Here is a 15302-nt window from a genome sequence, read left to right on the forward strand (position 1 = left end):
CCGCGGCGGCCGCGTCGAGCGCCCGGGCCGCGGCCAGGGCCTGCGCCCCGCCTCCGGCCCGGACCCGGGCGTGCACTCCGTCGGCGAGCAACGTCCCCCGGGACGAGGAGAAGTAGAACGAGCCGGGCAGATAGGCGGCCAGCAGGTCGGCCGCCCGGTGCACGGGTCTCGGGCGCACCAGCGCGGATATGGACACGTCAGGTATTCCTTTCTCAGGCGCGGGGTCGTCGCGTATCGGGCGTGCGGGGCCACGGGTTCAGGTGCCGGGTCCCGTGTCGTGCGCGCAAGGTCGCGCCTCTCGGACGCGCGGGGTCGGCGCGCCTTTCGGACGCGCGGGATCGTCGCGGCTCTCAGGCGCGCAGGGTCGCGCCGCCGTCGACGAAGAGGTTCTGCATGGTGATGTGCCGGGCCCGGTCGGAGACCAGGAACAGCACGGCGTCCGCGATGTCGGCGGGCTCGGCGATGCGGCCGAGGGGAATGCCCACCCGGAACTGTTCGGGGCTGCCCGCGATGACCCGCGCGAGGTCGGCCCCTTCCGTCTCGTCCGTCCACAGCTGACGCTGCATCGGGGTGTCGGTCGAGCCGGGCGAGACGACGTTGCACCGGATGCCGTGGCGGGCCACTTCGAGCCCCAGGCAGTGGGTGAGCATGGTGGTCGCGGCCTTGGACGCCGCGTACGCGCCCATGCCGGTGCGGGGGACGCCCGCGGCGTTGGAGGCGACCGTCACCAGGGACCCGCTCCCGCGCGGCACCATCCTGCGGGCCAGTTCGCGCAGGACGAGGAACACTCCCGTGGTGTTGACGGAGAAGGTGTCCGCCCAGTCCTTGTCGGTGGTCTCGCACAGCGGGCCCGGCCGCAGGATGCCCGCCACGGACACACCGATGCCGATCGGTCCGATGTCGCGCTCGGCCTGGTCGACGACGTCGGCGATCGCGTCGGCGTCCGTCACGTCGGCGACGAAGGGGACGACTCGCCCCTCCGAGCGCTCCGCGAGATCCGCCAGGCCGTCCGCGTCGATGTCGACGGCGGCGACGGCGGCGCCCTCGCGGACCAGCCCGTCGACCACGGCGGCGCCGATTCCTCGGGCCGCGCCGGTGACCAGCGCGACCGGGGCCGAGCCTGAGCCCGAGCCCTCCTCATCCCGGGCAAACACGCTTTACCCCCCTCGCTCGGTTAAGTAAGGCTAACCTAACTAGAGGGGGCGAGGATATGCAAGCGGGCTATGCGTTGCATGACTGGCTGACACATGACTCGACGTCACATAGGCGACTCGGAGGCTCTGTTGGGGGGCGAACACAGGCAAGGCCCGGGTGCCATGACACCCGGGCCTTGAGGAACTCCGTACGAGGAGCTGCTGACGAGGCACTCCTTACGAGGAGCTGCTGACGAGGGCTGCACACGAGGAGCCGCTCACCTGGGGAAACTCAGCCCGCCGCGGCGAGCACCAGCGGAAGCACCCCGTCGGCGCCCGCCCGGCGCAGCAGGCGGGCGGCGACCGCGAGCGTCCACCCGGAGTCGGTGTAGTCGTCCACGAGCAGCACGGGCCCGGAAGCGGCGGCCAGCGCGCCCGCCAGCTCATCGGAGACGGCGAAGGCGCCGGACAGTTCCCGGAGGCGTTGGGCGGAGTTGCTGCGGCGGGTCGCGTGCGCGCCGCCCGGTCCGGTGTACGTCAGCGTCCCCAGGAAGGGGAGGCGGCCGACGGTCGCGATGCCCTCGGCGAGGGAACCGACCAGCTGCGGGCGGGCCAGGGACGGCACGGCGACGACGCCCACCGGCCGGGCGCCGGCGTCCGGGGCGTTCGACGCCCACCCCCCGGGAGAGCGCGCCCAGTCGGCGAGGACGGCCACCGCGGCCCGCAGGACCTCGTCGGGGACCGGGCCGTCGGGCGCGTTCTCGGCGAGGAGCGGGCGCAGCCGGTTGCCCCAGCCGATGTCCGAGAGCCGCCCCAGGGCACGGCCGGTGGAGCACTGCTCCTTGGCCGGGATGCGGCCCTTGAGTTCGATGCCCAGCGCGGGCATGCCCGTGGGCCACATCCGGCGCGGCTCGACCTCCACCCCCGGCCGGTCCAGTTCCTTCGCCGCCGCCGTCAGCGTCTGCTCCGACACGGAGGAATCGACCCAGGGGCCCGCGCAGTTGTCGCAGCGGCCGCACGGGACCGCCCCCTCGTCGTCGAGCTGCCGGCGCAGGAACTCCATCCGGCACCGGTCCGTGCTCACGTAGTCACGCATGGCCTGCTGCTCGGCGGCCCGCTGCCGCGCCACCCACGCGTACCGCTCCGCGTCGTACACCCATGGCCGGCCGGTGCTCTCCCAGCCGCCCTTGACCCGCTTGACCGCGCCGTCGACGTCAAGGACCTTCAGCATCGTCTCCAGCCGGCTGCGCCGCAGGTCCACCGCGGCCTCCAGCGCCGGCACGGACAGCGGCCGGCCCGCGTCCGCGAGGGCCGCGAGGGTCTGGCGGACCTGCTCCTCGGGCGGGAAGGCCGTATCGGCGAAGTAGCGCCAGATCGCCTCGTCCTCCTTGCCCGGCAGCAGCACCACATCGGCGTGCTCCACGCCGCGTCCGGCGCGGCCCACCTGCTGGTAGTACGCGATCGGGGACGACGGCGAACCGAGATGCAGCACGAAGCCCAGGTCCGGCTTGTCGAAGCCCATGCCGAGCGCGGACGTCGCGACCAGCGCCTTGACCCGGTTGGCCAGCAGGTCCTCCTCGGCCTGCAGCCGGTCGGCGTTCTCCGTGCGCCCCGTGTAGGAGGCGACGCGGAAGCCGCGCTGGCGCAGATAGGCGGTGGCCTCCTCGGCCGCGGCCACCGTCAGCGTGTAGATGATCCCCGAGCCCGGCAGCTCGTCCAGATGCTCCGCGAGCCAGGCGAGCCGGTGCGCGGCGTCGGGCAGCCGGACCACGCCAAGACGCAGGCTCTCCCGGTCCAGCGCGCCCCGCAGCACCAGCGCCTCCCCCGCGCCCGTGCCCAACTGCTCGGCCACGTCCGCCGTCACCCGGGCGTTCGCGGTCGCCGTCGTGGCAAGCACCGGCACGCCGGGGGCCAGGTCGGCGAGCATCGCCCGCAGCCGTCGGTAGTCGGGGCGGAAGTCGTGTCCCCAGTCGGAGATGCAGTGCGCCTCGTCGACCACGAGGAGGCCGGTCGTGGCCGCGAGCTTGGGCAGCAGCTGCTCACGGAAGTCGACCGAGTTGAGCCGCTCGGGACTCACGAGGAGCACGTCGGTCTCACCGCGCTCCACCTCTCCGTAGATGGCGTCCCACTCCTCCGGGTTGGCGGAGTTGATGGTGCGCGCCCGGATACCGGCCCGCTCGGCCGCCCCCACCTGGTTCCGCATCAGCGCGAGCAGCGGCGAGACGATCACGGTCGGTCCGGAGCCGCGCCGGCGCAGCAGCGCGGTGGCGACGAAGTACACCGCGGACTTGCCCCACCCCGTCCGCTGCACCACCAGGGCCCGCCGCCGCTCGTTGACCAGGGCCGCCACCGCCTGCCACTGGTCCTCCCGCAGCCGCGCCGAGCCGCCCGGATCACCGACCAGCTCGGCGAGAATGGTGTCGGCTTCGGTGCGCAGCTCCAGATCGTCCATGCCCCCATGCAACCCGATGGCACTGACAATCGGCGAACCCACCCGCTCAAGGGAGTGTTACCACTGGTCCCGGCCGTACGGGCGGGAAGCGGGCTTGGACGAGGTGCCCCGTGGGCAGGGATATGCGAGACGTATCGCCGGATACGGGGCGACGGCTTCAATTGCTCGTTGCCGCAAGCCAATACGACGGGAAGAATTGGAAGTGCTCCCGCGCGGCTCCCGTGGTCCGGTAGGGCTGTGCCGCGGTGCGCCCCCAAGTCCGACGCCGCCCTCTGCGGGGGCGTGCAGCCGAAGGGAGGAACGTGACCTTCGGATTCACTCCGTCCGCCGCGGCGCCGTCGCCGAATCCCGCGGCCGTCGCGGCGATACCTGATTCCGGTGAGCCGCTCACGCGCATGCTCGAGCCCGCGGAGTGGTCGGCCGCCGAGATCCCGCTGCTGCGTGACCCCCGCGAGGTCGTGAGCGGTCTGCACGCCCGCCACCGGCCCACTCCGGCCACGGCGGTCGTGGCCGTCCTCGACCAGGAGGAGCGGGTCAGGGCGTCCGCGTCGTTCGCGCGGCGTGCGAGCGTGGCCGACGGCTGGGTGTTCCGCAACGCGCTGCTCGCGCAGCTGCGCCGCGTCATCCCGCACGACCTGCGCCGCCGCACCCCGGTGCGTACGGCCGTCCTGCTCTACTGCCGTGACGGCGACGGGCGTTGGACCCAGGAGGACGGCGCCTGGATGTGGGGGCTGCGGGACGCGTGCACGCTGCACGGGCTGCGGTGCGGGGCGTACATCACCCTGACCCGGGACGGTTGGCAGGTGCTCGGCGAGGGGCGCGGGGGCCGTCGGCCGAGCGCCGGTTCACCCCCCGAGGACCTCTCTGCCGCCGATGCGCCTCCGCAGCCGCGGATGGGCGGCGCGGCGTCTGAGTTGTTACGTCGCGCCTCCGCACGCTGACCCGCCTCCACCCGCTGACCCGACTCCGTACGCTGGCCCGGCTCCGTACGTCGACCCGATTCCGTACGCCGGGCGCGGGACCGAGCCGGACACCAGCACCGAGCACACCGACGGCGCGCATCACACGCGCGTACCACGCACCGCACCACGACACCACGCATGCGCATGGGCCCGCGCCTGCGGCCGGAGCGCCGCGCACCGCCCGCGGACGTGCGCAGGGTGGCGCGTGGCGCCGCGACACATCGGCGCCGCGGCGTGCCCGCCGGGCGAAGGCGTCAGACGCCCGCGCCCAGCATCGCGTTGATCCGCTGCGGATCGCCGCAGACGACCAGCAGGGCTCCGGCCCGGGTGAGCGCCGTCGGCAGGGCCGCCACGGCGACCTCCTCGCTGCCGCCGTTCAGGGCCACGACGACCACGGGGCGGGCGGCGGCACGGTGCAGAGCGGCGGCGCCGGCGTAGAACACGTCGTCGCCCGCGTCGTGCTGAGCCCAGTAGGCGTCCTCGCCGAAGGACAGCTCGTGCGTGGCCCACGGGTGGAGTTCGCCCGTGGTGATCACCAGGACGTCGCCGGGAGCGCGACCCGAGTCGAGCAGCAGGTCGACGGCTTCCTCGGCGGCGTCCAGGGCGCCTTCGACGGAAGCCGGGATCAGCTGGATCTGCGGGACCTCGGCGGCGGCGCCGGTGGTGGAAGTTTCGGGGACAGCCGGAGCCGTCGGCTCCGGCCTGGCGGCCTGGGCGGTGGGCCCGGGCTTGACGGCCGGTTCACGCGTCGCGCGCTGCGCGGGCGGCATCGGCCGTGCGGGACCGGGACGTCCGGGCCGCGACGGCGCCGCGGGACGCGGGCCGGGTACGGGGCGGGGGGTCGGCGCGGTACGGCTGTTGGCCGGCGTGGCGCGGGGACCCTGGGCACTCTCGTGAATCTGAGGCTCCTCGGGAATGAGAGGCATGCGTTGTTGTCTATCAAACGCCGACGCGACACGCGTCGGCGGGTGGCACATGAGTGCGACCGGAACTGCGGAAAACATCAGAAGTCAAAGCCGAGCTGGCCCTCGATTTCCGGAACGTTTCCCTCCGCCCAGGTGCGGGCTTTCTTGAGGTGCCGCCACTGGGGCAGCGCATCAAGATACGCCCACGTGAGCCGGTGGTAGGGAGTGGGTCCCCGTTCCGCCAGCGCGGCCTTGTGCACCGGCGACGGATAACCGGCGTTGGCCGCAAAACCGAAGTCTGCATGGTCGATGCCCAGTTCGGCCATCATTTTGTCGCGCCGAACCTTGGCGATCACCGACGCCGCGGCGACGGCCACGCAGGACTGATCGCCCTTGATGACCGTACGGACCCGCCACGGCGTCCCGAGATAGTCGTGCTTCCCGTCGAGAATGACCGCTTCCGGACGGACCGGCAGCCCTTCGAGGGCGCGGCAGGCGGCCAGCCGCAGCGCGGCGGTCATGCCCAGGTCGTCGATCTCCTCGTGCGAGGCATGGCCCAGGGCGTGTGCCGTCACCCAGCCCTCCAGCTCCTCGGCGAGCTCGGCACGCCGCTTGGGGCTGATCAGCTTGGAGTCGGTGAGTCCGGTGGGCGGCCTACGCAGTCCCGTCACCGCCGCACAGACGGTGACCGGTCCCGCCCACGCTCCGCGTCCGACTTCGTCGACACCGGCGACGATCTTCGCTCCGGTGGTAGCGCGAAGGGAGCGCTCGACGGTGTGGGTGGGTGCTTCGTACGGCATGGCGTCATCAGCCTACGCCGCCGATGACCACTCGCGACACCCCGGTTCGCCGAGCCCCGGCCGAGGCCCTCACGGGCGCAGCAGCGGCATCATGACCTGGTCGATGAGGCTGACGAATTCCTCGTCGGGCCATTCGCTCCCGCACACCTTGGAGCGATACATCATCATCGCCGGAATCACATCACAGACGTACTGGTCGGTCGCTCCGGAACGCACCTCTCCGCGCTCCATTCCTCGCCGCATGACCTGCCTGATGAGTTCCACACTCGGCTCGATGACACCTTCGACGATCACGCCGTGGAAGCGTTCGGCGGTTGCCGTGTCGCATTCGTGAAGAACGGCCATCAGGGCATAGCCGGGCCTCGACGTCATGGCCGCGCGCATCTGTCGGCACAATTGCAGCAGGTCCTCGCGGACGCTTCCGCAGTCCGGAACGTCGTCGACCTTGGGCAGGCCGGCCTGGAGGGCATTGACGACGAGATCCTCCTTGGACGGCCAGCGGCGGTAGACCGCCGCCTTTCCCGTCTGCGCGCCCGCGGCCACGCCCTCCATCGTCAGTCCGCTCCAGCCGACCGTACTGAGCTGTTCCAGCGCGGACTCGAGGATCGCGCGTTCCAGCACGGGGCCCCGACGGCGCGAGGCGACCGCCTGAGCGGAGGCGGACGTCCAACGCGAAGTAACCATCTGCACATCTCCGTTGAGCAATCAAGGTAGCCCTCAGTGAACGCTTGCGTTCACTGTCAGGGTTTCACTACCGTAAGCGCGACAGTGAACGTCTGCGTTCACTAACGCTCTTGTGGGGGACCCATAGTGACAACCTCTCAATTAACTCAAGATCAAAACCCTGGAGCGGCCCGACGGGAAGGGCGCCCGGGTGTGGCGCTCACCATCATCGCCGCCTGCCAACTCATGGTGGTACTGGACGCGACGATTGTGAACATCGCGCTCCCGCACATTCAGGACGCGCTCAAGTTCTCCACTACGGACCTCACTTGGGTCGTGAGTGCGTACACCCTCACCTTCGGCGGCCTGCTGCTTCTCGGCGGCCGCGCCGGTGACATCCTGGGCCGCCGCCGGGTCTTCATGTTCGGCATCCTGCTCTTCACGCTCGCCTCGCTGCTCGGCGGATTCGCCCAGGAACCCTGGCAGTTGCTCGCGGCGCGTGCCCTCCAGGGCGTCGGTGGCGCGATCGCGTCGCCCACATCGCTGGCCCTGATCACGACCACGTTCCCCGAGGGGCCCGAGCGGAACCGCGCGTTCGGTGTCTTCGCGGCCGTCTCCGCGGGCGGCGGCGCGATCGGCCTGCTGGCGGGCGGCATGCTCACCGAGTGGCTGGACTGGCGCTGGGTGCTGTTCGTGAACGTACCCATCGGCGTGCTGATCGCCGTCCTCACTCCGCTCTACATCAGCGAGTCCGAGCGCCATCCGGGCCGCTTCGACTTCGTGGGCGCGCTGACCTCGACAGCCGGCATGGCCTCGCTGGTCTACGGCTTCATCAGGGCCTCCGAGGACGGCTGGCGCGACAGCCTCACCCTCGGCTCGTTCGCCGCGGCGGTCGTGCTGCTCGTGGCCTTCGTCTTCATCGAGCGCCGCGCCAAGGAGCCGATCACACCGCTGAAGATGTTCGCCGACCGCAACCGGTCGGGTACGTACGTGATCATGCTCAGCCTCGCCGCGGCCATGTTCGGCATGTTCTTCTTCATCGTGCTCTTCGTGCAGAACGTGCTGAACTACACCCCGATCGAGGCCGGCCTCGCCTTCCTGCCCGTCACGGTCGCGATCGTGGTCGGCGCGGGTCTGTCGCAGCGCTTCCTGCCGGTTCTCGGCCCCAAGCCCTTCATGGTGACCGGCTCCGCCATCGTCGCCCTGGGCCTCGGGTGGCAGACGTTCATCACTCCGGACAGTTCGTACGCGAGCGGGGTCCTCGGTCCGATGCTCCTGTTCGGCTTCGGCATGGGCCTGAACTTCGTGACGCTGACCCTCACCGCGGTGTCCGGCGTCGCCGTGCACGAGGCGGGGGCCGCGTCGGGGCTGCTCAACGCGACCCAGCAGGTGGGCGGGTCGCTCGGCCTGTCCATCCTGACGACGGTCTTCGGCACCGCGAGCCGGGACGAGGCCAAGGAACAGGTCCCGGACTTCATGGCGAACGCCTCCCCACAGGAGAAGGCCGCCTTCGCCAAGTCCGGCGAACTACCCGCGCCATGGGGCCACGAGGTGCTGGCCAAGGGCATCTCCACGGCCTTCATACCGGCCGTCGCCATGGCCGTGCTCGCCCTGATCATCGCCGTACTCGTGATCCGAGTGCGCAAGAGCGACCTGGACGCCCTCGCCGGCACGGCGAGCGCGGCAGGTCCAGCGGGGGGCTGACGGGGGACGTGTGTGCCGGGCCGTCCACACCGGCAAGGCCGGCCCGGCACACACGTGGCCACCGTCACCACCACTCAGGGGCGCCCACGCCGTCTCGCGATCGGGCCGCCGCTCAGGCCACGCAGGCCACTCAACCCGCTCAGGCCACTCAGCCCGCTCAGGCCGAGGCCACCGGCACCCAGTCCGGCAGCGGCTCGGTCCGCTCCAGCCACGCGGCCGGTGGCACCCCCTCGGCCCCGGCGGCCACGACCCCGCCCACGATCGCGCAGGTGGTGTCCATGTCACCGCCCACCCGCACGGTGTCCCAGAAGGCCCGTTCGTACGCACCGAGCGCGCGAGCCGCCGACCACAGCGCGAACGGCACCGTGTCGTGCGCCGTCGTCCGGCGCCCGCACCCCAGCACGGCGGCCACCGTCCCGGCGTCGTCGTAGTCGAGCATGTCCCGCGCCCGCCGCAGCCCTGCACCCACGGCACTGCGCGGCACCAGGTCGATGACACCGTCGAGCAGCGTCTTGGGAGCCGGCGGCCCCGCGGGGTCGGCCGCCAGCGCCGCCGCGGCGGCCACCGCCATCGCGCCCACCACGGCCTCGCGGTGCTGGTGCGTCGGGTAGGCCGAGATCTCCGCCTGGTGGGTCGCCTGCTCCGGGTCGTCGGCGTACCAGGCGCCGAGCGGAGCGATCCGCATGGACGCGCCGTTCCCCCAGGACCCCTGCCCCTTGAACAGGGCGGAGGCCAGCTCCCGCCAGTCCCCACCGTCACGGATCCGACCGAGCAACTGGTTCACGGCGGGGCCGTAGCCCCGGTCGGCGTGGTGGTGCTCGGCGAAGGAGGCGGCCAGGGCGTCCTGGTCGATCCTGCCGTGCGCGGCGAGGACAGACAGGACGGAGCAGGCCATCTCGGTGTCGTCGGTCCAGGGCCAGGGCCCCTCGGGCAGCTCGCGCCGCTTCAGCAGCGGGTAGTGCGCGGGCGTGAAGAACTGGGAGCCCAGCGCGTCTCCCACCGCGAGACCACGCAGGCTGGCGAGGGCGCGGTCAAGGCGCCGTACGGAGAAGAGGTCAGCGGTCATCGCCCTGTCACTCTATCCGGTGATGCCGTACGGCTCCGGCTCACGCCAGCGTTCAAACGGCCGGTCGAGTGCGTACTTGCCGTCCTCGCCGAGCAGCAGCGCCCGCGACTCGCCGTTGCCCGGGTTGGACAGCGACTCGAACTCCGCCACCGACCAGTGGAACCAGCGCATACAGAACAGCCGCATGGTCAGCCCATGGGTGACGAGCAGGACGTTCGGAGGATGATCGGGGGCCTCGAAGCTGCGGTAGAGGCTTTCCAGGAAGGCGCCGACGCGGTCGTAGACATCGGCACCGGACTCGCCCTGGGCGAAGCGGTAGAAGAAGTGCCCGTAGGCGTCGCGGTACGCCTTCTGCAGCCTGACGTCGTCCCGGTCCTGCCAGTTCCCCCAGTCCTGCTCCCGCAGCCGCGGCTCCTCCCGCACCCGCACCAGTTCGGGGTCGAGCCGCAACGCCTGGAACGTCTCGTGGGTGCGGCGGTACGGCGAGACGTACACGCTCACCCGCTCCCGGCCGAACAGCTCCCGCATCTCCTTCCCGGTCTCCTCGGCCTGGAGCCGGCCCGTCTCGGTGAGGGCCAGCGCGTGGTCGGGCTCGCGTTCGTACACGGTGTCGTCGGCGTTGCCTGCCGACTCGCCGTGCCGGACGAGAACGATGCGCCGCGGTCGTGCCATGGGTCGACCCTAGATCGGCTGCTCCCCGAGCGGCTCAGCCGGGTAGCCGCCCCGACTCCATCCGGCGTATGCGCCCGGTGAAACGGCGGCGCAGGAGGCGGTCGTGGGAGACGACCACGAGGGCGCCCGTCCACCGGTCGAGGGCCTCCTCCAGTTCCTCCACGAGGGCGAGGGCCAGGTGGTTGGCCGGTTCGTCGAGCAGGAGCAGGTCCGCGGGTCTGGCGAGCAGCCGTGCGAGGGCGAGCCTTCTGCGCTGCCCCGCGGAGAGCGAACCGACGGGCACGTGCAGGTCCCGGGAGCGGAACAGGCCGTAGGACAGGAGCAGTTCGGCCTGTTCGTCCTCGGTGAGCGGCAGGCCCTTCCCGAACGTGGCGAGCACGCGCTCGGCGGGGCGTCGTACCGGTATCTCCTGGGCGAGGTACCCGATGCGTCCTCGGCGGACGACCGAGCCCTCGTCCGGTTCGACGACGCCCGCCATGGTCCGCAGCAGGGTGGATTTGCCGGCGCCGTTGTCTCCGTGGACGAGGAGCCGCTCGCCCGCCGAGACCGTGAGCTCCTGGACGCGCAGCCGGTCCCCGACCCGCACGTCCCGCAGCGCCACCAGGTCTCCCTCGACGGCTCCGGCCATCGGCCGCGCGGCGAAGCGCAGTGGCTCCGGCGGTCTGGGCACGGGGTGCTCGCGCAGTCGGCGCAGCCTCTCCTGGGCGTTGCGCACGCGCCCCGCGACGGATGCCTGGACCCTGCCTCCCGCGCGGTCGTACGCCATTTTGTTGTTGTCCTTCATGCCCCGGCCACCGGCCACCGCGTGGGCCGTGGTCGCCGAGAACTCCTCGAGCCGTCGCGTCTCCTCGCACCATTCCGCGTAGGACTGCTCCCAGCGCCGCCGGGCCGCCGCGCGCTCGGCGAGCAGGCCCTGATAGCCGTCCCCGTACCGCACGACGGTGCGGCGGGCTTCGTCCACTTCGAGGATCGCGGTGGCCACGCGCTCCAGGAAGGTCCGGTCGTGCGAGACCGCTATAACCGTGCCGGGATGGGCCAGCAGAGCGGTCTCCAGCCAGTCGAGCGCGTCCTCGTCGAGATGGTTGGTCGGCTCGTCCAGGAACATGACTTCCGGGGAGGCGGCGATCAGGCAGGCGAGGCCGAGGCGTGCCTGCTCGCCGCCGGACAGGCTGCCGAGCACCCGCGCGCGGTCCATGTGCCCGAGCCCGAGACCGTGCACGGCCTTGTCGACGCGCGCGTCCGCCTCGTACCCACCGCGCAGTTCGAAGGCCGTGAGCAGATCGCCGTATTCCCTCAGCGCCGGCTCGGATGCCGTGCCGAGGCCGGCCTCCAGCTGCCGCAACCGCCGCTCCATGGAGCGCAGTTCGGACAGGGCCGCGTCGATGGCGTCCCCCACACTGCGGTCCGCCGGCAACTGCGGTGTCTGCGCGAGGAACCCTGCACCTTCTTCCGCGACGCTGACCACCTCACCAACGTCCGGCCGGTCGCGCCCGGCCAGCAGGTGCAGGAGCGTCGACTTCCCCGCGCCGTTCTCCCCCACGACCCCGACGCGCTCGCCCGGGCGGACGGTGAAGGAGACGTCGTCGAACAGGAGGCGTTCGCCTCGTGCCTTCGTCACGCCACGTACCGAGATTTGAGTAGGCATGGGCACCCCCGATTCCGTACATGCCATTCCGCACAGCGGTTCCACACACCGCGATCACGCACACCGACAAGCAAACGCAACGCTTGTCGCATTACGATGAGTGTGGCACAGTCACCCGCACTAACGCAACAGCAGTAGCGATTGAGAGTTCGTGCGGACCCAGCGCAGCCAGACCCGATGGACCGAAGGCCGGATTCGATGGCCCGCCAGATCTGAAGGACCGAGATGACGAGCAAGGTCGACAAGACCGATGAGGCCGATGAGATCGACGAGACCGGCCAGGCCGTTCCCTCCGACCAGGCCATTCCCACCCACCAGGCCATTCCCGCCGACCAGAGCCCGGCCCCCGGCACCCGCCGCCCCGGCGGCCGCACCGCCCGCACCCGGGCAGCCGTCCGCGACGCCGTGCTGAGCGGCCTGAGCGACCACGGCTACCCGGGCCTGACAGTCGAATACGTCGCCGAACACTCGGGCGTGCACAAGACCACGCTGTACCGGCGCTGGGGCGGCCTCGAGGGCCTGGTGGCCGACGCGCTCGACCTCGCCGGCGAGGACGCCTGGACGCCCCCGGACACCGGCAGCCTGGCGGGCGATCTGCGCGCTCTCGCACGCGAAGTCGTCGACGCGTTCGCCGACGAGTCGAGGGCCGCCGCGCCGACGGCGTTCATCGCCGCCTCGTTCCAGTCCTCCCGGGCGGCCGACGCCCTGCACGCCTTCTACACCGAGCGGTTCTCACGCTGCGAGACAGTGGTCGCGCGGGCCGTGGAGCGGGGCGAGACGGACCGGGACACCGACGCGGCGGCGCTGGTACGCGCCGTCTCCGCACCGCTGATGCTGCGCCTGTTCATCACGCGCGAGCCGGTCGACACGGCGCTCGCCGATCAATCCGCCGCAGCGGTGCTGGCCGCCGCGCGCGCCGGAGCGTTCACAAGGCGCTGATCAACGGGTTGGCCGAGAGGGCCCCCACACGTAGGCCGGCGCGATCCGGACAGACCGGCCGGAAGGGCCCGCACCTCACACCGTCCAGGACGGCTCCAACTGCACGACATCCCCCGCGAGCGCCGCCACGTCCGCCTCGGTCTGCGCCCGCAGCGCGAGGCGTTCGATCCGTTCCACGCGGTACTTCCCGTGCTCGGCGGCGGACTGCCACATCGAGAGGACCAGGAACTCGTGCCCCGGGGCCTCCCCGAAGAGCCCGCGCACCATGCCGGGCGAGCCCGCCATCGCGGGGTTCCAGACCTTCTCCTGCATCAGCGCGAAGTTCTCGACCCGCGCCTCATGGACGCGACAGTGCGCCACCCGCACCACGTCCGCGTCCGTGAAGCGCGGCTCGAAACCCGTCTTCACGTCGAAGCGGTGATCGAAGAGCTTGGCCTGGAGGTTCTTGTAGGTGCCCACCTGCGACGCGGCGAGCCGGTCGTGCGAGCGCGCCATGAAGGAGTCGTAGAAGGCACGGCTCTCCCAGAACGCGAAGACATGGGCCACGTACGGCCGGCCACGGCTCCATCCCCCGCCCTGTCCCCGGAACCCCGGCTCCCCCAGAAGCCCCGCCCACTTTCGCTGCGCCCGCTCGAAACCCCGGCGGTCCACCACGGTGCAGCGAATCCACTTGACCAGCACCGCGCCATCGTACGGCGCGGCGCGTGGCCCGGGTCACGCTCCGGCGTAGTGCGCCCTGACAAGCTCGGTGAAGTCGTCGTCGTCGAGCTCGATGCCGAACTCCCGGGCGAGCGTCTCCCTCAACTCGCTTACAGGTACGTCGTGTTCTTCCGTGGAACCGTCGGGGTGCGTGCGGATCAGTCGCGCGCCGACCAGCCGACGGCGCACCTCGGGACCGGCCTGTTGCAGCACCGGGCGCCGGATGAAGGACGACCGGGGGTGAGTTGAGGTGTAGTGGTTCATCACTACGTAGTCGACGGGCAGACACTGGGCCGTCGTGTAGGCGTAGAGGTCGAACCAGCCGTCGGGGCCCTCCGTGCGCAGCACCCGCACGCCGTCCTCCTCGGCCGCGATGGCGTACCGCCACTCTCCTTGTCGTACGTCGACGCCTTCCCGCATGAGGATGGGTTCGAGCAGCCCGTCCGCGCCGAAGCCGACGTCGCAGTGCCACTGTTCGCCGTCCGCCTCGACGCGCAGGAGCATGTGCGTCACCGCGCGCGTGGCGGACGCTCCCGCCCTGACCCGGGCGCCACGTCCACTGACGGCGAAGCCGACGCGCTCCAGGGCCGCGGCGAACAGGAGGTTCTGTTCGTAGCAGTAGCCCCCGCGCCGTCTGCGGACCATCTTGTCCTGCAGTGCCGCCAGTTCCAGCGGAACCGGGCGGCCGAGCATGACCTCCAGGTTCTCGAAGGGGATCGAGGCAACATGAGCCCGGTGGAGCGCGCGCAGCGTCTCCAGGTCGGGCTTCACCTCGCCGTCGTACCCGATCCTCGCCAAGTAGGCATCGACGTCCAGTTCTTCCCCGTTCCATGTCATGGGCACAATGATCGCTGCCGTCGCGCGGGGCGCAAAGCTGGACGGCGCGAGCCGGCGCCCTCGGGCCCGCGTCGCAGCGATCCGCAGGGTTCGTGGCACCGATGTCAGCGGCAAGCCGTAGCGTGGTCGTAGCGCTGCACAACGCACGGTCGCAGCACGGAACAGCGCACAGAGACCGACAACGCACAAATCCCGAGGGGGAGTTCGGTGAGCAACATCAGGAAGGGGCTCAAGAAGGTCGAGGTCGGGCTGAAGTGGGACCCGAGCCCCATGGGGGCGTCTCCCCACGACCTGGACATAGTGGCCGCGACGTACACCGCCGACGACCCCGAGGGCCGTCCGGCCTACCTCGTGCACTTCGACAGCCGCTCCCCCGACGGCACCATCACGCTCAGCAGGGACAGCAGGACGGGCCAGGGCTTCGGCTACGACGAGGTCATGGTCCTGGAGCTGGAGCGGCTCTCCGAGCGGTACACGCGCGTGCTGGTCGGCGTGGCCATCCAGCAGCCCCCGGAGGGGCGGGTCTTCGGCGAGGTCGCGAACACCTCGGTGCGCGTCCGGGAGGCGTACACCGATCTCGCGGAGCACGACTTCGCCGAGGTCTCCGGATGCACGGCGGCCGTGATCGGCGAGTTCTCCCGGGATCCGGACGGCCACTGGGCGTTCCGCGAGCTGCTCCGCGGCTTCGACACGGACCTGGCGGCCTTCGCCGCCGAGATGGGCACGGCGCGCTGAGCGGCCCGTGATCGCGAACGGCGAAGGCCGCACCGCGAACGGTGAGGGGCGGCGGGGCCGTCCTGGCCCCGCCGCCCCTCACCTCACGGC

15 protein-coding genes are annotated in these 15302 nt (G+C 71.4%); 4 read left to right on the top strand and 11 right to left on the bottom strand.

The annotated features are described in order from the left end of the window. The 3 genes from STRAU_RS14080 to STRAU_RS14090 form a co-directional block, all read right to left on the bottom strand. The coding region (locus STRAU_RS14080) for a hypothetical protein (RefSeq protein ID WP_037659319.1) at positions 1–196 on the bottom strand (196 nt) is incomplete at its 3' end. A 154-nt stretch (positions 197–350) separates the two neighbouring features. Then, positions 351–1154, bottom strand: a complete 804-nt coding sequence (locus tag STRAU_RS14085) for a 2,3-dihydro-2,3-dihydroxybenzoate dehydrogenase (RefSeq protein WP_016640985.1) — start codon at positions 1152–1154, stop codon at positions 351–353. Positions 1155–1425: 271 nt separating this feature from the next. Further along, the gene (locus STRAU_RS14090) at positions 1426–3585 is read right to left on the bottom strand and encodes a RecQ family ATP-dependent DNA helicase (protein WP_016640986.1); all 2160 of its coding nucleotides are present in this window, start codon (positions 3583–3585) and stop codon (positions 1426–1428) included. 302 nt (positions 3586–3887) lie between these two features. Between STRAU_RS14090 and STRAU_RS14095 the strand changes: the two genes are divergently transcribed. Then, the gene (locus STRAU_RS14095; protein WP_016640988.1) at positions 3888–4526 is read left to right on the top strand and encodes a hypothetical protein; all 639 of its coding nucleotides are present in this window, start codon (positions 3888–3890) and stop codon (positions 4524–4526) included. A 275-nt stretch (positions 4527–4801) separates the two neighbouring features. On the opposite strand, the gene STRAU_RS14100 is transcribed toward STRAU_RS14095, so the two are convergent. From STRAU_RS14100 to STRAU_RS14110, 3 genes are all read right to left on the bottom strand, one after another. After that, a complete protein-coding gene (locus STRAU_RS14100; RefSeq protein WP_037659321.1) occupies positions 4802–5473 on the bottom strand; it encodes a hypothetical protein in 672 nt (223 codons plus the stop codon). A gap of 77 nt (positions 5474–5550) precedes the next feature. Continuing rightward, positions 5551–6252 carry a ribonuclease HII gene (locus STRAU_RS14105; RefSeq protein ID WP_016640990.1) on the bottom strand — a complete coding sequence of 234 codons (702 nt, stop codon included), beginning with the start codon at positions 6250–6252 and terminating at the stop codon, positions 5551–5553. A 69-nt stretch (positions 6253–6321) separates the two neighbouring features. Beyond that, positions 6322–6936: a TetR/AcrR family transcriptional regulator gene (locus STRAU_RS14110; protein ID WP_037659323.1), complete on the bottom strand. Its 615-nt coding sequence runs from the start codon at positions 6934–6936 to the stop codon at positions 6322–6324. A 126-nt stretch (positions 6937–7062) separates the two neighbouring features. Between STRAU_RS14110 and STRAU_RS14115 the strand changes: the two genes are divergently transcribed. Next, positions 7063–8619 (top strand): MFS transporter, encoded by a 1557-nt coding sequence (locus tag STRAU_RS14115; protein ID WP_037659325.1) that lies wholly within the window; start codon positions 7063–7065, stop codon positions 8617–8619. Between the two features lie 157 nt (positions 8620–8776). On the opposite strand, the gene STRAU_RS14120 is transcribed toward STRAU_RS14115, so the two are convergent. The 3 genes from STRAU_RS14120 to STRAU_RS14130 are packed head-to-tail and all read right to left on the bottom strand — an operon-like array spanning position 8777 to position 12002. Further along, complete coding sequence (locus STRAU_RS14120) at positions 8777–9685, bottom strand: ADP-ribosylglycohydrolase family protein (RefSeq protein ID WP_016640993.1); 909 nt, start codon at positions 9683–9685, stop codon at positions 8777–8779. 12 nt (positions 9686–9697) lie between these two features. Then, positions 9698–10357, bottom strand: coding sequence for a histidine phosphatase family protein (locus STRAU_RS14125; protein WP_016640994.1), 660 nt, complete (start codon positions 10355–10357; stop codon positions 9698–9700). 34 nt (positions 10358–10391) lie between these two features. Next, entirely contained in the window at positions 10392–12002 is a 1611-nt protein-coding gene (locus STRAU_RS14130) for an ABC-F family ATP-binding cassette domain-containing protein (RefSeq protein WP_037659327.1), read from the bottom strand. Positions 12003–12227: 225 nt separating this feature from the next. Here STRAU_RS14130 and STRAU_RS14135 point away from each other — a divergent pair, with 225 nt between their 5' ends. Continuing rightward, entirely contained in the window at positions 12228–12941 is a 714-nt protein-coding gene (locus STRAU_RS14135) for a TetR/AcrR family transcriptional regulator (protein WP_016640997.1), read from the top strand. A 75-nt stretch (positions 12942–13016) separates the two neighbouring features. Here STRAU_RS14135 and STRAU_RS14140 read toward each other — a convergent pair whose 3' ends face one another. Together STRAU_RS14140 and STRAU_RS14145 are read right to left on the bottom strand one after the other, a co-directional pair. Further along, on the bottom strand, positions 13017–13622 hold the full coding sequence (locus tag STRAU_RS14140; protein WP_037659328.1) for a YdbC family protein: 606 nt from the start codon (positions 13620–13622) through the stop codon (positions 13017–13019). Positions 13623–13655: 33 nt separating this feature from the next. Further along, positions 13656–14477, bottom strand: a complete 822-nt coding sequence (locus STRAU_RS14145) for an arylamine N-acetyltransferase family protein (protein WP_037659329.1) — start codon at positions 14475–14477, stop codon at positions 13656–13658. A 207-nt stretch (positions 14478–14684) separates the two neighbouring features. On the opposite strand from STRAU_RS14145, the gene STRAU_RS14150 reads away from it, so the two are divergent. Continuing rightward, positions 14685–15212, top strand: a complete 528-nt coding sequence (locus STRAU_RS14150) for a TerD family protein (RefSeq protein WP_016640999.1) — start codon at positions 14685–14687, stop codon at positions 15210–15212. The last annotated feature ends 90 nt before the right edge of the window (positions 15213–15302 follow it).

This window comes from Streptomyces aurantiacus JA 4570, from assembly GCF_000414115.1.
Taxonomy (GTDB): domain Bacteria; phylum Actinomycetota; class Actinomycetes; order Streptomycetales; family Streptomycetaceae; genus Streptomyces; species Streptomyces aurantiacus_A.